This is a genomic window from Jeotgalicoccus halotolerans (assembly GCF_003387165.1).
In the GTDB taxonomy this organism is placed as follows: domain Bacteria; phylum Bacillota; class Bacilli; order Staphylococcales; family Salinicoccaceae; genus Jeotgalicoccus; species Jeotgalicoccus halotolerans.
In genome coordinates this window covers 222,106-241,611 of record NZ_QUMW01000010.1, presented here as the reverse complement: position 1 = coordinate 241,611, position 19,506 = coordinate 222,106, and the positions used below count along the sequence as shown (strand labels likewise).

The 19,506-nt window shown below is 39.2% G+C and carries 19 protein-coding genes; 14 read left to right on the top strand and 5 right to left on the bottom strand.

Features of this window, described 5'->3' with window-relative positions:
• Positions 1-57: 57 nt before the first annotated feature.
• Positions 58-2,325 (bottom strand): ATP-binding cassette domain-containing protein, encoded by a 2,268-nt coding sequence (locus DFR63_RS06000; protein ID WP_115885036.1) that lies wholly within the window; start codon positions 2,323-2,325, stop codon positions 58-60.
• 379 nt (positions 2,326-2,704) lie between these two features.
• Here DFR63_RS06000 and DFR63_RS05995 point away from each other — a divergent pair, with 379 nt between their 5' ends.
• From DFR63_RS05995 to DFR63_RS05965, 7 genes are all read left to right on the top strand, one after another.
• Positions 2,705-3,094 (top strand): hypothetical protein, encoded by a 390-nt coding sequence (locus tag DFR63_RS05995; RefSeq protein WP_115885035.1) that lies wholly within the window; start codon positions 2,705-2,707, stop codon positions 3,092-3,094.
• Positions 3,095-3,297: 203 nt separating this feature from the next.
• Positions 3,298-4,842 carry a DUF6583 family protein gene (locus DFR63_RS05990; RefSeq protein ID WP_115885034.1) on the top strand — a complete coding sequence of 515 codons (1,545 nt, stop codon included), beginning with the start codon at positions 3,298-3,300 and terminating at the stop codon, positions 4,840-4,842.
• A gap of 23 nt (positions 4,843-4,865) precedes the next feature.
• Positions 4,866-5,168: an ABC transporter permease gene (locus tag DFR63_RS05985; protein WP_115885033.1), complete on the top strand. Its 303-nt coding sequence runs from the start codon at positions 4,866-4,868 to the stop codon at positions 5,166-5,168.
• Between the two features lie 6 nt (positions 5,169-5,174).
• Positions 5,175-6,086, top strand: a complete 912-nt coding sequence (locus DFR63_RS05980; RefSeq protein WP_342767903.1) for an ABC transporter permease — start codon at positions 5,175-5,177, stop codon at positions 6,084-6,086.
• Entirely contained in the window at positions 6,083-7,207 is a 1,125-nt protein-coding gene (locus DFR63_RS05975) for an ABC transporter permease (protein WP_115885031.1), read from the top strand. The genes DFR63_RS05980 and DFR63_RS05975 overlap by 4 nt, the downstream gene beginning before the upstream one ends.
• Positions 7,194-7,850, top strand: a complete 657-nt coding sequence (locus DFR63_RS05970) for an ABC transporter ATP-binding protein (protein ID WP_115885030.1) — start codon at positions 7,194-7,196, stop codon at positions 7,848-7,850. The genes DFR63_RS05975 and DFR63_RS05970 overlap by 14 nt, the downstream gene beginning before the upstream one ends.
• A 132-nt stretch (positions 7,851-7,982) precedes the next feature.
• Positions 7,983-8,483 carry a dihydrofolate reductase gene (locus DFR63_RS05965; RefSeq protein ID WP_115885029.1) on the top strand — a complete coding sequence of 167 codons (501 nt, stop codon included), beginning with the start codon at positions 7,983-7,985 and terminating at the stop codon, positions 8,481-8,483.
• Positions 8,484-8,518: 35 nt separating this feature from the next.
• Here DFR63_RS05965 and DFR63_RS05960 read toward each other — a convergent pair whose 3' ends face one another.
• Positions 8,519-9,100: a TetR/AcrR family transcriptional regulator gene (locus tag DFR63_RS05960; RefSeq protein WP_115885028.1), complete on the bottom strand. Its 582-nt coding sequence runs from the start codon at positions 9,098-9,100 to the stop codon at positions 8,519-8,521.
• Positions 9,101-9,244: 144 nt separating this feature from the next.
• Here DFR63_RS05960 and DFR63_RS05955 point away from each other — a divergent pair, with 144 nt between their 5' ends.
• Positions 9,245-12,481 (top strand): efflux RND transporter permease subunit, encoded by a 3,237-nt coding sequence (locus DFR63_RS05955; protein ID WP_115885027.1) that lies wholly within the window; start codon positions 9,245-9,247, stop codon positions 12,479-12,481.
• Positions 12,482-12,532: 51 nt separating this feature from the next.
• Here DFR63_RS05955 and DFR63_RS05950 read toward each other — a convergent pair whose 3' ends face one another.
• Both DFR63_RS05950 and DFR63_RS05945 read right to left on the bottom strand, forming a co-directional pair.
• Positions 12,533-13,009 (bottom strand): glutathione peroxidase, encoded by a 477-nt coding sequence (locus tag DFR63_RS05950; protein WP_115885026.1) that lies wholly within the window; start codon positions 13,007-13,009, stop codon positions 12,533-12,535.
• Positions 13,010-13,064: 55 nt separating this feature from the next.
• Positions 13,065-13,697 (bottom strand): TetR/AcrR family transcriptional regulator, encoded by a 633-nt coding sequence (locus tag DFR63_RS05945; protein WP_115885025.1) that lies wholly within the window; start codon positions 13,695-13,697, stop codon positions 13,065-13,067.
• 116 nt (positions 13,698-13,813) lie between these two features.
• Between DFR63_RS05945 and DFR63_RS05940 the strand changes: the two genes are divergently transcribed.
• The 4 genes from DFR63_RS05940 to DFR63_RS05925 all read left to right on the top strand — a co-directional run bounded on the left by DFR63_RS05940 (position 13,814) and on the right by DFR63_RS05925 (position 17,137).
• Positions 13,814-14,548 carry a glucose 1-dehydrogenase gene (locus DFR63_RS05940; RefSeq protein ID WP_115885024.1) on the top strand — a complete coding sequence of 245 codons (735 nt, stop codon included), beginning with the start codon at positions 13,814-13,816 and terminating at the stop codon, positions 14,546-14,548.
• A gap of 28 nt (positions 14,549-14,576) precedes the next feature.
• Positions 14,577-15,329 carry an SDR family NAD(P)-dependent oxidoreductase gene (locus tag DFR63_RS05935; RefSeq protein ID WP_115885023.1) on the top strand — a complete coding sequence of 251 codons (753 nt, stop codon included), beginning with the start codon at positions 14,577-14,579 and terminating at the stop codon, positions 15,327-15,329.
• 141 nt (positions 15,330-15,470) lie between these two features.
• On the top strand, positions 15,471-16,166 hold the full coding sequence (locus DFR63_RS05930) for an AraC family transcriptional regulator (RefSeq protein WP_115885022.1): 696 nt from the start codon (positions 15,471-15,473) through the stop codon (positions 16,164-16,166).
• An 83-nt stretch (positions 16,167-16,249) separates the two neighbouring features.
• Positions 16,250-17,137 carry a DMT family transporter gene (locus DFR63_RS05925; protein ID WP_115885021.1) on the top strand — a complete coding sequence of 296 codons (888 nt, stop codon included), beginning with the start codon at positions 16,250-16,252 and terminating at the stop codon, positions 17,135-17,137.
• A 36-nt stretch (positions 17,138-17,173) separates the two neighbouring features.
• Here DFR63_RS05925 and isaB read toward each other — a convergent pair whose 3' ends face one another.
• The gene (gene isaB / locus DFR63_RS05920) at positions 17,174-17,737 is read right to left on the bottom strand and encodes an immunodominant staphylococcal antigen IsaB family protein (RefSeq protein ID WP_115885020.1); all 564 of its coding nucleotides are present in this window, start codon (positions 17,735-17,737) and stop codon (positions 17,174-17,176) included.
• Positions 17,738-17,975: 238 nt separating this feature from the next.
• Here isaB and DFR63_RS05915 point away from each other — a divergent pair, with 238 nt between their 5' ends.
• Both DFR63_RS05915 and DFR63_RS05910 read left to right on the top strand, forming a co-directional pair.
• Positions 17,976-18,524, top strand: coding sequence for a helix-turn-helix domain-containing protein (locus DFR63_RS05915; RefSeq protein WP_115885019.1), 549 nt, complete (start codon positions 17,976-17,978; stop codon positions 18,522-18,524).
• 22 nt (positions 18,525-18,546) lie between these two features.
• Entirely contained in the window at positions 18,547-19,506 is a 960-nt protein-coding gene (locus tag DFR63_RS05910; protein ID WP_342767902.1) for a site-2 protease family protein, read from the top strand.

Genomic DNA, 19,506 nt, shown 5'->3' with positions numbered 1-19,506 from the left:
GATATTGTTACAGTTTTAAATCTTAACTAAATTAAAACTTTTATACTAAGTTTCTGCTCAAAAAGATGAATTTTTTATATATCTTTTAAGATGTTCTCTAGTAACTGAATTCTCTACATTTAATAAGCCTTCAGGTTCCCCGCTGTATAGTACTTTACCGCCTCTTAAGCCTGGACCGGGACCAACATCGATAATCCAGTCAGCATGGGTCATCATCGTCAGATTATGTTCAATCAGAATGACGGTGTTCTGCTGATTTATTAATTGTTCAAAACACGACAGCAAAGCTGGAATATCATCTTCGTGAAGACCGGTAGTCGGTTCATCGAAAATGAATATTTTATCTTTCGCATCACTATCTAAATAACGGCTGAGTTTCAGACGCTGAATTTCGCCGCCGGACAATGTGTCGAGCGACTGCCCGAGCGTCATGTATTGAAGACCTGTTGCTTCTAAATTTTGCAGACGCGATACAACTTTTTCATTGTTTTTAAACAAGGAAACAGCTTCTTCCACCGTCAGTGCCAGTACATCGGCAATGGAATAGCCGTTTACTGTAGCTTCAAGAACTTCTTTTTTATAACGCGTACCGTTACATACCTCACATATTTGTGAAAAGTCCGCCATAAAGGCCAATTCTGTTTTAATCACACCTTTACCGTTGCATTCAGGACATGCACCTTCAGAATTATAGCTGAACATGCTTTTCCTTAAACCGGTCTGTTTACTGAAAAAGGTGCGCACTTCGTCAAATAAATCCATATAAGTGAGTAAGTTGGAACGGCTGGTTGCCTGTACTGCTTTTTGATCTATAAATATCGCGTCTTCCGATTTGCCAAGGCCAGTTTTAATCAGAGTGCTTTTACCTGACCCCGCTACACCGGTTACAACAGACAAGAGATCTGCCGGAATATCGACAGAAACATCTTTTAAATTATTTTTAGTGATATTTTTCAGGTTTATAAACGATTCTGCCTGCCGCGGATTTTCTTTCAGCCGATGAGTTCTATTAAGCGCGAGACTGGTCGGCGTATCCGTCTGCATCAGCTCTTCATACGTGCCGTTAAAGATAATCTCCCCGCCGTGCTGACCGGCGCCGGGTCCGATGTCGATAACATGGTCAGCGATATGAATCACATCGGGATCATGTTCGACAATCAGCACTGTATTTCCTTTATCGCGGATAGAGCGCATAATTTCATTAATTTTTTCAATATCTTCCGGATGGAGCCCGACACTCGGTTCATCAATAATATAAACGAGATCAGTCAACGGACTGTTTAAGTGACGGATGAGCTTGATACGCTGGGACTCTCCGCCTGACAGCGTCGGGGTCTCCCGATTGAGTGTCAGATAATTTAACCCGATATAAGAGAGAGCTTCCATTTGTTCGAGCAGCGGTTTAACGATAAACTTCGCTTTTTCATCATCTAAATTTTTCAGGAAAACAATCGCGTCATCGATTGATAATGCAGTAAAGTCGGCAATACTCGCCCCGTTAATTTTACAGCTCAGCACCTTGTCATTAAGACGCTGACCGTGGCAGTCAGGACATTTCTGACTGGTCACGACACGTTCCACATCCGTTAAGAAACGTTTCTTTTCAAAGTTATCATTCAAAAGAAACGAACGTCTGAAGCGGTGAATCAGCCCTTCAAATTTGGCAGTCCGCGGCCAGTTATCCGGCGGGTTTTTAATTTTTCTCGGTTTTGTATAAAGAAATGTATTCATTTCTTCTTCTGTATAATCTTTCAGTTTTTTATCATTATCGAACAGGCCGCTGTATAAATAACGCTTGCCCCTCCAGCTGTCGGGTCTGAATGACGGAAATTTAATCGCATCCTCATTCAGAGACTTGTCGAAATCGAGCAGCTCATTTAAATCAATGTCTTCGACATAACCAAGCCCTTGGCAACGTTCGCACATCCCGCTCGGATTATTGAATGAAAAAACGTTAGAATACCCCACAAATGGTGTACCGACACGAGACCATAATAAACGGACGGATGAATATATATCGGAAATTGTTCCGACAGTAGACCGCGAGTTGCCGCCGAGTTTTTTCTGATTAATGACCATAGCCACTGGAAGATTCTCGATTCTGTCTACATCCGGCTTTTCATACTGGGTCAGCTGATGCTGAATGTAGCTCGAGTATGTTTCATTCAGAAGACGCTCTGACTCTGCGGCCAGTACGCTGAAAACGAGTGAAGATTTTCCCGAACCTGACCGTCCGGTAAAAACGGTCAATTTATGTTTTGGAATATCGACACTCACATTTTTTAAATTATTCTGGTTTGCACCATGCACGCGTATATACGACATGTAATTCACCTCTGTCTATAAATTTAACTGTAAGTACAGTTTAAGCAATACCCTGTTCTTCATGTATGAAATCAGTAAGTCGGTTTTTGTGTTTATTAAATGTTTCCGGCAGGAGTAATTTAGGAAAGTAATTGTTAATACAATAACAGGGAGCACATAAAATGAGAAATATTATTTATATTATCGGACTTATTGTAGTTATTTTAGCTGTATTATCATTCCTTGGATTAAGATAAGCAATATAAAGCCAAAATCGCGTGTATTCTCAATATTCATTTGAGATTACACGCGATTTTAATTTTTCAGCACACGCTGTTCATACTGCGTTCATATAGAAATTTTAGAATACTATTAAATAGTCATTAGAAAGGAAAATTTTATGAATAATCCGGTTAAACTATTACTTGTATTCTCAGGACTATTTGGACTGATCGGTTCTGTCATGGGCGCACACATGGCAGGGTCAGGATCATATGCACTGAGACCAATTCACGCTCATATTTTAGTTGTAGGATGGCTCAGTTTATTCTCGTGGTCTATTTTTTATAAAGTATTTGAAGTGAAATATAATGCACTTTCGAAATTTCACGTCTGGTCTGCAATTATCGGTACATCGGGTCTGGTTTTGGGAATGTTTCTGACAAACGTCGCTTCCTTTAATCTCCCTGAAGCAGTTACACTTATCGTTTATATCGGCGGCGGTGTGACCTTGCTTCTGAGTTTTACAGCATTTTTCGTACAAACAATACTTTATCAGCCTAAAAAATAAAGAAGCGGTTCAAAGTCCTTAAGACAGGATTTTGAACCGCCTTTTTGTTTGTACAAGTTTAATTCTGGTTGAATCAGTACTCTTTTAATGAGCATGTCTCAGATAAATTTTACAGGGCGTCACATTATAGACATATTTTATGGTAAAATGTGTACTAAATATAATATTAGAGTAAATTAACGCAGTATAAAGGAGATGTTGCTATGGGGAAAAAAGGTTTAACAATTTTAGGTGTATCCGTCGGCATTATTGCGGTTCTAGCAATCGGGGCATACATATTGTTCCAAACAATGATCAATAACCCGAAGAACAATTATTTAATGGCTGAAATGGACGAAATAGAGAATACTTTCGGGCTGTTTGAAGAACGTTTTGAGAGCGAGCTTGAATGGTACGAGTATGCTCAGGAAAATGCGATTGACTCTAATATAAGTATTACAGCGGAAACAAATGACCCTTCTTTTCGGGAGATGGGCTTAGATCAGATGATTAATAACTCTAATATTGATTTGAACGTGGGTCAGGATATCGCAAATGAAGTCAGCACGATGGGACTGAATGCTGATGTCGCAGGTTTTAGTATTTCAGATGTGAACGCCTATATTACAGGTGAAAAAGCAGGCCTCACTCTGCCATTCATTGAAGAGTATATGGTAGTGAATGAAGCGGATGCAGCATCATTCCTGAACACTCTTGATCCTGAAAGCTTTGACGATTCAGAAGAAATTGATTACTCAATGTTTTTTGAAAGCAGCGCTATGACTGAGGCTCAGCGCGAATACTTTAAAGATGAGTATTCAACTTTCGTCCGGGAGAATTTGCCTGATGAAGCCTTCGAATCAGCAAGCGAAGAAATTACTGTCGGAGAGAACACGATTAAAGCTGATAAACTCACGATGACTTTAACAGAGGAACAGATTCATACATTCTTAAGAGACTTGTTTAATAAAATGGCTGAAGATGAGGAGCTCGCAAATATTATTGAAACTCAAATGATGGCTGCAAACTTCGGAAATCCTGAAGCTCCTTCTGCAGAAGATACTGCTTCAGAGTTTAACGATTCATTGAAAGAAGCGGCAGAGAATATTGAAGATGCGGGATTCCCTGATGGTTTAACTTCTGTGGTCTGGACTGATGGCGATGACAACATTATTCAGCGGGACCTGGATACAGCAGTAACAGTTGATGATTCTACAGGACAAATTGCAGTTGATGGTACTGCGGACATTTCAGAAGACAGCAGAGTAATAAACTACGATATGACCTTCACTGATGACACTATGGAGTCGGTCCTTGGCTATACTGCTGACTTAAATGAAACTGAGTCAGGCTACGAGGATACAATTACTTTGAGAGCAGATTCTGAAGATTTATTTGTTATCAATTCTGTTAAAACAGAAGAAGAAGACAACGAAGTCTGGAATGCGGATATCAACTTCAACGAAGAGATGTTCGGATCACCGCTGACATTATTTATGGAAAGCAGCTCCGTGTACAATGAGGATCAGGCGACTGGAGATATGACTCTTTATGCTGACGATGGAGTAAATGTAACAAGAGATACTTTTGTGCTTAACTTAACAAGTGACAGCCAGACGGTAAATGAAATTGAACTGCCGGCTGCAGATAACGAGAAGAATATCGGCCAGATGAATATTGACGAACTTAATGCATACTTTAACGATGAAGTTGGTCCGAAGTTCGAAGAATGGATGAATGAAATCTTTGGTGCACCGACAGGATTTTAAGAAATAGAAAGGATGCGTTTGCGATGAGAACAATGAAGCATATATTTGTATTCATCGCTAACGACATCAGCAGACTTAGGAGGAAGTGGCTGACACTTCCTCTTATTTTACTTTCACCAGTAATTTTGGCAGCTCTTTTAATTTGGATGCTCAGTTCATTTCTGGAATTTGATGAAGAGAATAATATATCAGTGGGACTGGTGAATTTGGATAACAGTGAGGCAACAAGCATGATTGTTGCTGCCCTTGCTGATTCGGCTGAAGTGGCAGAAGGTCTTGAAATTATAGAAGTAACCGAAGCGGATGCCGAACAGAGAATTCTTTAAAATACACTGGCTGCTTATATAATATTTCCCGAGAAATTTACCGAAAAGATGATGCAGGCAGAGTCAAGTGAGCTTGAAGTAGTCGGCAATCCGGATATGCAGCTGGAAAGTTCTGTGATCAGCAGTGTGATTGATACAGTTGTCAGACACATCAGAAATTCACAGGCAAATATATTAACGATAAATCATTATGCCCGGGAATTTGGCATGGATGAGGAAGCCCGTGAGGAATTGATTTTTCAAGAATTTGTCAGCCAGTTTATACAAGTTCTTTCAAGTGATACCTTAATGAATGAACATCAGACAGTGCAGAATTTCAGTACGGGAAATATGTATTTCATTATTAACGGGCTGTTCGTTATTATGTCTGTCTGGATATACATGCTCTACATCGCACTGATGCGCGATATCAGCAGTAATCTTGAAGACCGGATGAGAGTCTTCGGAGTCACCTTTCTCTCCCAGGGTATAGCCAAAATTTTGACCATTGGAACGATTGTTACGGCTGTTGCCGCTCTTACAACTTTTGGAACATTAAGGCTCGGCGGTATTGAGCTCCCGGCTGAAAATCTGCTGCGTTTGCTGATTCTGCTGGCATTATATATATTTACTACAACAATAATTATGATTATTATCGATTGGCTGATTCCTTCATTTAAAATCAGTGTGATTATTCAGCTCACAGTACTGCTGCTGGTTGTCTTATTCGCAGGCAGTATTCTTCCGAGGATATACTTTCCGCTTTATCTTGATTCATTATTTGAGTATATGTACAGTCATCAGGCATTATCGTGGATGGAAGAAATTATTTTAAACGGCAGATTTACGATGGAAATTGATATTATGACAGCGACGCTTGCAGCATTGGCAATCTTGTTCCTTATAGCGAGCAGCCTGAAGGAGCGGCGATTATTATGATGGATATGATATATGCGAGGTGGCTGCTTTTAAAACGGCAGCTGCCGAAAATACTGTTGTGGTCAATGCTGCCGCTTATTCTGACACTAGCTGTGACGATGCTGTTTAACAGTACAAGCGATGATTTTAGAGTGCCTGCAGCAGTCGTTGTGAATGAGCAGAGTGCTGAAGCGGAAACCTTTACAGAAGAACTCGCCAGCAGCAAATTTATGAACGTCGAAGTATTTGATGCAGAGAACAGAGCTGCAGCTATAAGACGGCTTGAACAGTACAGCTTTGACAGTGTATTTATTTTACCTGAAAATTTTGATGAAAAGATACAAACAGGACAGCGCAGAAATGTAATTGAAACCTATTATACAGATCGCTCGATTTATTACGAACCAGCTAAAGAACTGGCTGCTGCCATTATTCAGGAAAGAATGGGAGAATATGCGGCTGTTAATTATGTGCTGGAACTTCAGAATAACATGCTGTTTGAAACTGCAGTGAGCGCTGAAGATATCGCTTCTGAACGTCAGCGTATTGAAAATGAAACGAATCTCGTAGAACAGTCGTTTTATTTCTTTGGAGAGACTGAGAATGAAGAACAGACGACGAATTTAAATCCATGGATGGTATGGGCTTATATCGCTCTCGCAGTAACTATTTTTACATTTGACTTTGTTACACGTGAAACTGTCAGCAGTGCCAGAATCAGATTTAATTTTATGAAGCATTCTTATAAGCAGTTTATGATACTGACATTCATCATCATAACCGCAGTAATGCTGATAATCGACATTATTACTTACATGTTGATAAATGAAATGCTGGCGGCGGATATTGATTTGCTGTCACTCGTTTTATATAGATTTATTATAAACGGAGCTGCATTTCTGCTTGCTTCTTTAATGAAATCACCAATGAAACTGTATCAGTCAGCAGTTGCATTGACTTTTTTTCTGCTTGCTCTGCAACTCGCTATGACGATTATAGTGTCGGTAACAGGGATGCCTGTCATAATCAAGCTGCACCCGGTGGAGATGCTGATAGAGAATCAGCTTAATATTCCATGGGTCATTTTACTTATAATTTTAACGCTCATCTGGGTCTGGAGGGGTAACAATGCTGGAAGTTAAATCAATTAGTAAGCGCTACAGCAAACGTCATGTACTGGATAATTTCAGCATGACTGCTGAACGGGGAGAAATAGTCGGTCTTGTCGGTGAAAATGGTGCAGGAAAGTCAACATTGCTGAAGATTTTGGCCAGTTTATCAAAACCAGATAAAGGAGAACTCTGTTTAAACGGTAAAACATACAAAAAACATTTTAAAGAACACCGTAGGACTATCGGATACGTTCCCCAGGATATCGCAGTATGGGAAGATTTAACCGTCCTTGAAAATATGAAATTCTTTGCCAGGTTGTCACCAGTTAAAAAGTCTGTATCTGAATTGAAAGATTTGCTTGATAATATACAGCTCGGCAGGTATGGCACTAAAGTCAATAAATTATCCGGCGGAATGAAACGGAAATTGAATCTCGCAATCAGCTTAATAAATGAACCTGAATTTCTGCTGCTGGACGAACCGACAGCAGGTATAGATTTGAAATCCAGAATAGAAATTGGACAGTTCTTAAAAAATCTGGCGGTAAACAAAGAGACATTAATAATATATACTTCTCATGATATGAATGAAATTAAAGATGTGTGCGACCGTGTTATTGTTATCGGTAAAGATTCATTCTACAGAGATTTGCTAGCGGATTATATTAAATAATGCTTAGCGTTATTTTGTAACGCATAGCGTTACGGTTATTGTCCTTAAGGTTTTCCTAAAGAATGAGTGAATCACAAGTAATTAGGGTATGCCAAGGATAGTAAATATTTTAGTTTCGAAGGAGAGATGGATATGCTTGCTTTTGTTTGGGCTGAAGATGAGAACAGGCTGATTGGCAAAGGAGATACATTACCCTGGCGTCTGCCGGCCGACGTTGCTTTTTTTAAAAAGATAACGATGCGGGGTGATATGGTGACCGGTCGTAAAACTTATGAATCTATTCCGAACAGACCGCTTCCCGGCCGCCGGAATATCGTGCTGACAACTCAGCGGGACTACGAAGCTCCGGGAGCGATAGTCGTGCATTCTAAAGAAGAAATACTCGAACTGGAGAGGACCGGTGACAAAGATCTTTATATTATCGGCGGGGCTGTGCTCTTCAAAATGTTTGAAAATGAAGTTGACGAATTATACCGTACAGTTATTCACAGTGCTTTTGAAGGTGACACTTATTTCGATGAAGATTTTGACTATAAAAAATTTGAACTGGTTAAAACAGAAAAAGGCAATGTAGATGAGAAAAATTTATATGAACACACTTTTGAGCTTTGGAGAAGAAAGAAACAGGATTGACCCGGCGGCGATAATGAGTATAAAACTAGAAGTTTTTAGTTCTTATTATTCAGCATAGAAGTCATCATTGTTGTGACACCCTGATTAGAAACTTCTTCTACAAAATCAGCGAGTACGTTTTCATCCATGCTTTCATTTTTTTCAAGCCACAGCTGAAACATGCCGATTAAGGCGGACAGCTGGTATTCAATAATATACTCGATTTTCTCAGGTTCTTTTACTTTAAGTTCATATACGTAGTCCATAATTATCATACGGATTCTCATTTTAAATTCATGAACGAAACTCGGATCTCCTTCCGGCCCGATTAACACAGCAATTTTTTCGCTGTGTTCTTTAACATAATCGTTTGTCCGGTCCAGCGTTTCAAATATATTGCCGCTGTTTTTATCGAGCATCATGAGCGGCCCGAGAATCATATCTTTAGTAGGTATCAGGTTTTCCTTCAGCAGCTGCTGTATTTCATTTATATCTTTAAAGTATGTATAAAATGTTCCGCGGTTGTAACCTGCTTTATCCGTAATTTCCTGCACTGTAATTTTTGACAGCGGCTTTTCTTTGTAAATATCCCAAAATGCTTCGATGAGATTATTTTTAGTAATTTCTTTCTGACTCATTTTAGACACTTCTTTCCTATTTTTAACACAATCATGATTATTGTTTATTGATAGTATTCAACTGCTTTATTATGATTATAAGGGATTATACAACACGTTGTCGGCTTTCACAAATAAATAATATATACAAGGAGAGTACTTAATTTGAAATTATCGGATTTTTCCATAAGACGTCCTAAATTTACAATCGTCGTTATGATTATACTTATGCTGCTTGGAGTTGTCTCTTTAACAAGACTTCCGCTCCAGCTTATGCCGAATATCGAACCGCCTATTGCGGCAGTGGCTACTACTTATCAGGGCGCCGGTCCTGAGGAGGTTATGGAAGATGTAACCAAGCCGATAGAGTCGGAATTGTCATCCATTAACGGATTGACAAACATATCTTCCCAGTCACAAGAAAGTTCTTCAGTTGTTATTTTAGAATTCGGTTATGATATGACAATTGATGAAGTAGAAAGTGATATTACAAGAGCGCTCGAAAGTGTTCAGCTGCCTGATCAGGCCGGAGACCCATCTTTCCTTAAATTTGATATTTCGATGATGCCGAGTATTCAGATGGCTGTCACATCAAGCGGTGAAAACGTCTCAGAATATCAAGGTCAAGTTGATGATTTAATCACTGAACTTGAAAATATAGAAGGTGTCGCTTCGATTTCACAAAATGGTTCAGTAACCGAAGAAATTCAAGTTAATCTTGATGTCGATGCTTTATCGGAAATCAATATGAGCCAGAGTGATGTTGCGGACTTGATTGAAGCCAATAATATATCAATTCCAAACGCAACTATAGTTGATACAGAAAGCCGCACAGCGATTTCTACACGTACAGTAAGCAATATCGACGGTATTGAAACACTGCGCGAATTGGTGATTGCTGATCTGCCTGACGGCGAAACCTTGACACTCGATGATATTGCTGATGTATCAATTGAAGAACAGGAAAGTAATTCAATTACGAGACTGAACCAGGATAATGCACTCTCTATCGATGTTATGCTGGCTTCCGATGCTAATGCATCAACCGTAAACACCGAGTTCAATAACGTACTCGATGAAAAGCTGGATGAAGAAGAATTCAGCAACTTAACAGTCGAGACATTATATGATGAAGGTGAATATATCGATCTTGCGATAAACAGTGTATATACATCGCTGATCAGCGGTGCCGTACTGGCAATGGTAATACTGTTTGCTTTCCTTCGAAATCTTAAAGCGCCATTAATTATCGGTCTGTCGATTCCTTTCTCGGTAATTACTACATTTGCTTTGTTATTCTTTACAAATATCAGCATTAACTTAATGACACTCGGTGGTCTTGCGCTCGGTATCGGGATGCTGGTTGATAATTCGGTCGTTGTAATAGAAAATATATACCGCCACTTGTCCATGGGGAAAGATTCCAAAAAAGCAGCAAGCGACGGCACTAAAGAAGTGGCATCGGCGATTATTGCTTCAACACTGACGACTGCAGCTGTATTCTCACCGGTCGTCTTTGTCAGCGGCTTAGTCGGGCAGCTGTTTACACCGCTCGCAATTACAGTGGTATTCAGTTTATTTGCTTCATTGTTTGTCGCTTTAACTGTGGTACCGATGATTTCGAGCCGGATTTTAGAAGCGCCGGAAGAAAATATTGAAAAAGCGCGCAGTGAAAGACCTTACATGAAGGCACTCAAAAGATTTACCCGCTGGACTTTGCAGCACCGCTTTCTGGTAATAATTATCACTTTATTACTTATGGCAGCAGGTATTATAGGTATAATCAATCAGGGTATGACTTTAATGCCTGAAAGCGATGAAGGTGCCATTACAATTGAAATAGAAAAAGAACAGGGCACGATTTATGACGATACTTTTGAAACAGTTCAAAGTATTGAGCAACAGCTTGAAGATTATTCTGAAATAGAAATGTACTTAAGCAACGTCGGTTCACTTCAGCCGATGATGTCCATGTCGGAAGAAACAAACAAAGCGAGTATTACAGCTACACTAGTGGATCAGGATGACCGCAGTGTTACAACAAATGAATTTATAAACAACATTGAAGATGACATTGCAGCACTTGATGAGTCGGCGGAAATCAATGTGATTCCAATGTCCCAGTCGGGGATGAGTTCGGAGCCGAACACGCTGATGCTGAGAATTTCTGATGATAACGCTAACCGTCTTAAAGAATCCGAATCGATTATTATTGACGAACTGGAAGCAGACGATGAGATTGAAAATGTCGCTTCAAGCCGTGAAGATATGGTCGAAGAAATGCAGATCAGAGTTGATAGAGATGCAGCACGTGAAAATGGTCTGCAGCCTGCACAAATCGGTCAGGCATTATATCAAGCTTCAAATGGAGTAGAAGCGTCTACTGTTGAAGCAAACAATGACTATCTCTCAATCAATGTAAAATATCCGGATGAGTATCTCGACAATGTTTCAAACTTTGAATCTATCGAGATTCCAAATGCAGAAGGGGACTATATTGCAATCAGTGAAGTTGCTGAACTTGAAGAAGCTGAAATGCTGCCGCTGATAACACGGGACAGTCAGGAAGAAACAAGTGAATTAACGGTTACTTACTCTTCGAATATGTCTCTTAATCAAGCAGGTACACATGTTGAAGACATAATTGAGGGAGCAGACTTCAGTGAAGATACTCACTATTCGGTCGGCGGAGACCTTGAAATGCTTGGTGATGCTATTCCTCAGCTGGCACTCGCAATAGGATTAGGCGTAGCATTTATCTACCTTGTAATGGTTGCACAGTTTGAATCATTCAGACATCCATTTATCGTTATTATGGCAATGCCGCTCAGCATTGTCGGTGTTATGGCTGCGCTGGTCATTACCGACAATCCTTTAAGTGTAATATCATTCGTCGGTATCATTATGCTCCTCGGTATAGTGGTCAACAACTCCATACTGCTTGTTGACTATACGAACCAGCAGAAAGAAAAAGGAATACCGACAATCGAAGCTCTTGAACTCAGTGTCCAGCACCGTTTCCGTCCAATTGTTATTACAGCACTTACGACAGCGCTTGGGATGCTGCCGCTGGCAATCGGTCTCGGTGAAGGCGGAGAGATGATTGCACCTATGGGGACTGTAGTTATAGGCGGTCTCGTCAGCAGTACATTCTTTACACTTTTCGTTATTCCGATATTCTACAGCTATATCGATAAAGAAACGCGCAATATGCATAAGAAGTACATGACACCGGAAGGTGAAGTGATTACGCAAAAAGAAATTGATGAAAACAAACGCCGGGAAGAACAGGCGGAACAGATGAGTATTGATGAAGTTGATGAAGAAGAACAAGAACGCAGCTACATCGACGAGATGCAAAGATTGATTGATCAAATGAAAGATTATAACAACAGAAAATAGTAAATGAAAAATGCCTCTCCGGAATTATTCCGGAGAGGCATTTTTATATTATTACAGCAGTTCCTGTATAAAGCTGTTCATCTTTTCTGGTTCGTCCTTAGGACCAAATCTTTTTACGACTTCACCATTTCTGTCTATCAAAAATTTAGTGAAGTTCCATTTAATTTTACTGCCGAACAAACCGCTTTTCTGTTCTTTTAAATGAGTGTACAGCGGATGTTCATTCTCGCCATTAACATTAATTTTTTCATGAATAGGAAAAGTAACACCGTAATTGATTTTACAAGCCTCAGCAGCCTCTTCCCCGCTGCCCGGCTCCTGATTGGCGAACTGGTTACATGGGAAACCGAGAATGATAAACTTCTGGTCTTTATATTGCTGATACAGCTTCTCAAGACCATCAAACTGTCCGCTTAAACCGCATTTTGTCGCCGTATTAACAATAACTATTACATAATCTTTATACTTCTCAAGCCTATAAGTGCTGTGGTCTTTATTTTCAACTTCTATATTATAAATACTGTTCATTGATTATCCCGCCTTTTTAATTTATATACCCGCTTGAAAGTAAAAAATAACAGCTTTAAAAGCTTCTCAAGCGTTCCATATACATGTCACGCATAATTTTTAATTGAACTTCTGTGCCTGGTTCCTTTTCCAATGTCATAATATCCTTCATCAGTGCAAGCTTCCGGGCGAAAAGACTGTAGTTATTAATCATAGTCATAATTTCATCTGTGACATCTGCACCTGAGGGCAGTGTTTTATCAGCTTGGCCGTCGTTTACTATCCGGCTGACAATATCAGAGATATTATTGCGAATCTTAAAGTATTCTTCAGCTTCTATTACAAAGTTATCAAGCTCGCCAATATTTGATTCAAATATATCAATAAACTTTGATTTTTTCAATGCGTCCGGATTTCCCAGTCTGTTGACTCTGGTGAAAATTGCCTCGACTTTCCGAATGCCTGCTGCATCCATGAGATTGACGCTGCGATAGAAATCGAGCTCTTCTGATAATATCTGACTGGCAACTGCGATAATAAGCATCTGCTTTTTCGGGAAGTATCTGAAAAGCGTTGCGACCCCAACTCCCGCCTCATTTGCAATATCCTGCATCTGCACATTGTCCCATGTGCTTTCAGTCAGCATTTTTTCGGCAGCATCGATGATTGCCTGTGTACGTCGCTCTTTATTTTCCAGCAGTTTTGACATAGAAATTTCCCCTTTCACTTAGTTATTATAATACATGTCTAAATATTAGCCTATCAGATAAATTAGCGTTATAATAATATTGAGAGTCAGACTATCAATATATGGAGGCAATCAATATGGAAAGATTATCAGGCAAAGTTGCAATTATTACAGGCGGAGCCAGAGGTATGGGGGCAGCACATGTACGTCGTTTCGTTGAAGAAGGCGCTAAAGTCGTATTTACTGATATAAACGAAGAAGTTGGAGAGAAACTGGCTTCGGAGCTCGGTGATAATACCTTATTTGTAAAACACGATGTAACTGATGAAGCGGGATGGCAGGAAGTTATTGAGACAGCAGAAGCAGCTTTCGGACCGGTTAACGTACTGGTAAATAATGCAGGAATCAGTATGAGCAAGAGTATTTTTGATATGTCAGTTGATGACTATAAAAAAATTATCGATATTAATCAGGTATCTGTATTTCTTGGAATTAAAGCGGTACTGCCTTCAATGCAAAAAGCTGAAGGCGGTTCAATCGTGAATATTTCATCGATGAACGGTATTGTCGGCGGTGCAGTAGGCTATACAGACTCTAAATTTGCTGTCAGAGGGATGACAAAAGCTGTGGCATTGCAAGTTGGTCACTTTGGTATCAGAGTGAATTCAGTACATCCCGGTGTGATTGAAACACCGATGGTTACTGAAGGCGATGCAGTAGAACAGATAAAAGAATTTGCAAAACAAATTCCGATGCGCCGTATGGCTCAGTCGGAAGAAGTAACAAATATGGTGATTTTCCTTGCATCAAGTGAGTCGAGCTACTCTACAGGATCGGAATTCATTATTGACGGCGGCTTAACAGCAATGTAATTAAATTTTAACAATTTGGAGGAAGAGTATGAGATTAAAAGATAAAGCAGTCATTATTACAGGTGGTGCCGGCGGTATAGGGAGCGGCATGGCAAGAGCAATGGCAAAAGAAGGAGCCAGAGTTGCCATTGTCGACTTAAATGAAGAAGAAGGTAACGCGGTGGCAGCAGAACTGCAGGAAGTATCGCCGGATTCAATATTTATCAAAGCAAATTTAACAGAACGTGAAAGGCTGCATGAAATTGTCGATACTGTTGTGGAAAAATATGGTAAACTCGATGTGCTTGTAAACAATGCACACACATCAAGACAAGTGAATTTTGAAGACATGACACAGGAAGATATGGACTTTTCATTTAATACTGGATTTTATCCGACCTTCTACCTGATGCAGAGTGCTTTTCCATACCTTAAAGAGTCAAAAGGAAGCGTAATAAACTTTGCTTCAGGTGCAGGACTGGAAGGCCAGAAAACACAAACAGCATATGCTGCTGCAAAAGAAGCTATTCGCGCAATCTCGAAAGTTGCAGCAAACGAATGGGGAGAATATGGTATTAATGTGAATATTATCAGCCCTATCGCAATGACACCAGGCGTTGAGGCGTGGTCGAAAGAACACCCTGAAACATTCGAAGCGATTGTTTCAAAGGTACCGATGAAGAGATGGGGAGACCCCGAAAAAGATATAGGTCCAATCGCTGTATTCCTGGCATCGGAAGATTCTAACTATATGACCGGTCAGACATTAATGGCTGATGGCGGTTCAATACAAATTCGATAATTTAAAGTGAAATTAAGAGATCTTGGAAGCATCTGCTCCAGGATCTTTTAATTTTTTCAAAAAAGTAGAAAAAATAGTATTTTTACTGGATATATGATTTGATGATTGAAAGAATTATATTTTTTGAAGGAGGCTTTAATGATGAGTACTGCTATTGTATGCGAAAAAAGAATCTATAATGAAGTTGTCACATCTCACCATCACACACATGGACAATTTTTGTTCCCGCTGCACGGCTCTATGGATTTAAAAACAGATAATCACAAAATCAAGCTGACTCCGGAGAATTGTTTCTACCTCGCCCCATACACAGATCATGTATTCCATTCAGTTGAACGTAATGAGTTCCTGGTCTTGGATATTCCAGAGCGTATGCTCCCGGAAAAGACTGGTGATATGTATGAAAATATGGATGAAAGCTGGTCTGCTGTTAAGTATCTTCTGATGGAAGAAGTTAAGAATGCCGAGAATCCTGCAGCACTTGGTAATTTAACGAACTATATTGCAAATAAAATTAGAACAGCAACACCTCCTTCAATTGAATATATTAATAAAAATTTTAGACAGCAGCTGAATCTTGAAACACTCGCTCAAATAGAAAACTATCATCCGTCATATTATTCAAAATGGTTTAAAAAGCAAACCGGTAAAAGCGTAAAAGAATATATAAATAAGCTTCGCCGGGAAGAAGCCGAATATATGCTGACGGTGACAGACTGGTCGGTTACAAGAATAGCCGGAGAGATGGATTTTGAGAATATATCTTCATTTACCCGCTGGTTTGTGAAAAATACCGGGGTCACGCCGCATATATTCAGAGAGCTTAAAAAATGGTAAATAACATGTTGCAGGCAGTAAAGTAAAACCTCGTACAATTGTATAAAATATTTGTAACATACTTTATACTGAGGTGATTTTATTTGAAACAGCAAATTGCTCCACTTTTAATTCTTTTAGCTGCAGTGCTTTGGGGAACAACGGGAACAGTCCAGGCACTGGCGCCGGCTTCTGCCCACCCGGTAGCGATTGGTGCTACCAGGCTTTTTATCGGCGGTTTATTTTTACTCATAGTCGTGCTGGCAGCAGGTAAACTAAATTTGAAAAATCTGCCGTTAAAACCAACACTTATCGCATCCGTATGTATTGGTATTTATCAGCCTTTATTCTTTTCTGCGGTAGCCATTACCGGTGTGGCAATCGGCACGGTTGTTGCGATTGGCAGCGCACCGATGCTGGCAGGAATTATAGAAATGCTGTTTCTGAGAAAAAAACCTGCAGCTGTGTGGTGGGTATCGACTGCGCTTTCAATAGCAGGGGTTATTTTGCTGTTTTCAAATCAGGGATCGGTGCAGGCAGACCCGTTTGGAATACTGTTAGCACTTGGAGCGGGACTTTCTTTTGCCTGCTATACAATCGTTAATAAAAGCGTGGTCGAGAAGATGTCGCCCCTGCCATCAGTAGCTGTCGTATTTACTTTGAGCGGACTGCTGCTGTCGCCTTTTCTTTTCGTATTCGATATGTCTTGGATTTTCAGCCGGGAAGGAATCATAGCCGGCCTCCATCTGGGAGTTGTAGCAACCGGCCTTGCCTATTATCTATTTGCGATCGGCTTGTTTAATGTCTCCTCTTCCACAGCTGTAACACTGTCACTCGGAGAACCGCTCACAGCTACTTTACTTGGTGTTTTCTTTCTCGGAGAATATATGAGCAGTACATCATGGTTCGGTCTGATACTCGTCCTGCTTGGAATCGGTGTGCTGATTATGACAGCAAGAAAACCGCGTACTGTGCAAATTGCAGAAAATTAAAAAAGGAAGACAAATAATTTTGTCTTCCTTTTGTCTTTAGTAAGATTTGCTGTAACCAATTGTAACTTGTGTTACATAGCTGTCCTCTACTTTAAATGCTATTATATTTTTATCGGTATTCTTTTTCTGATCGCCGAGTTTAAATACATATGTTTCGAATTTTCCTTTTTTGCTTTCTTCAATTTCGTAATCGTCTCCGTAAGCTTCCGTTACTTCATCAATTGATAGCATTTCTTCTTGAATCGGGAAAACAACTTTAGTTGCTGTTCCGTCATATAAGGTGAATTTCTGATCATGTTCTTTTGTAGTTTCATACTCTGTATCGGCACGCTTTTCATAATCAGCCTCTGAAGCCTCGATAGTATGACCATTGAATGCTAAATCACCATCTTCTTCCAATGTTTTAATAAGAGCATCATTGAGAAGGAAATTTCCATCTCCATATCCTGTATCGCCTTCATATTTATAATTTGAACTTTTAGATTCTGCTGCTTCGACTGTATTCATGCCGTCATTGCTGTCTGCAATCTGTGTGCTTGTAACGACAGTAGCTGCAATTCCCGCTGATGCCAGCACCTTCACTAACTTGTGCATGTTCATTTGGAATCATCTCCTAAAGGTTGTTTGCTAAGTTTCAATTGTTGCATAATTTCTTTTGAACTGCAATTGATGTCCAAAAACTAAGGAGTAACGCATAGCGTTATTTTATAATGCTATGCAGTTCAATGACTTCATCATAGCATGTAAAAGCATTTAGACAGTATAAAATAGGGATGTAAAAGATTATTGGTGTTAATATAAGAGTGAATTAATTACTTTTAATACAGGAGCAGTTCATATGGAGCTTAGCAAACAAATTAAGAAATACAGAAAGCGTGATGGGCACTCGCAAGAACAGCTGGCTGAAAAAATTTTTGTTTCACGTCAAACAATATCTAATTGGGAGAACAACAGAAGTTATCCTGATGTACAAAACTTAATGATGCTCAGTGTGCTGTTTAATGTTTCAATAGATGAATTAATTAAAGGGGACATTAAAAATTTGCGGGAACAAACTCATTATAAAAAATGGAGATTATGGTCTAATATTATGCTGGTTTCAAGCATTATAGCGATCTTCTTGTTTGTACCTGCTATTCTTCAAGATAATAGAACGCTGTTGATTACATCAATTGTGCTTTACTTCACAGCTTTTATAGCGTCTATACCTCTGGAAATTATGAAACATAAGCAAGGGATACATACTTACCGTCAATTAATTGATTTTTACGATGGTAAAAATATCCGTCAGAAAAAATCGCTCAGTGATATTGTAATCACATATCTTCTATTTCCGATACTGTTAATTCTTGTTATGTTTATAAGCTATATCATGTTCTACTCCTAAATTGAAATTAAAGGAATGAATCATGATGCCCTTTTTTAAAAGTAATTTAATAGTACTTGTATTGTTTTATATAGCAGCACCAATTGCTCATATATTTCTGAATTTCAATGGAATCTATCTGATGCTGATAGTAACAGTTTGGATGCTGACCGTCATATTTCATGAATTGGGTCATTGTTTCCTCGCTAAATGCAGAGGTATGAAAATTTCAATTATATCAGGACTTCCTGGAATGTATATGAATGGCAGATGGTATTTAAAAATTCCGATATATTTCAGTTTTGGTGCGATGCTTGCATATAAACCGCTTAAAAACGGCCACATTACGAAAAATGATATTATCTGGTTGAACTTAGGCGGAGCCATATTTAATCTTATAGCAATTACTATACTTCTGCTGATAAAATATATTTTTGACATAGAAGATTCGATATTAAATTTTGCTATATGGATGAATTTAATTATCGGCATAGTTACAGGTCTTAATCCAGTAGCGGCAGATGGCAAAAGCATATGGAATTTAATGAGAGGCAAGACAGATGAGCTAAAATTTTATGATTCCATGAACTATATGTATGATCCTGAAGTGGGCAGTGCGCGAATTTTGAAAGAAATTGATGAAAACCGTGATATTATAGCTAATTATTCTCGTAATTTAGCATGGATTGAAAAAAATATCGAAAAAAATAGTATTTCGAAGATATACGAAAATGAACTTTACGATACAGAAGAATTTAACCAGAAGCTTGCTAGAGCATTTCAAACACTCTATAAAGCGGCAGATGGACATCAAATCACAGAGAAAGAAGCAGAGATATTTCATGAAGTAAATATGAGTGTTTATTTTGTGTTTGGTGATATTTATGAATACTTTAAAACTGGGAATGATAAAATTTTAAGAAAGCTTGAAAAACAAAAAAGCTGGCTGCCGAGTCATCGGGAAGATATGCTTTTTCAAACAGCTATTCAAAAATTATCATAG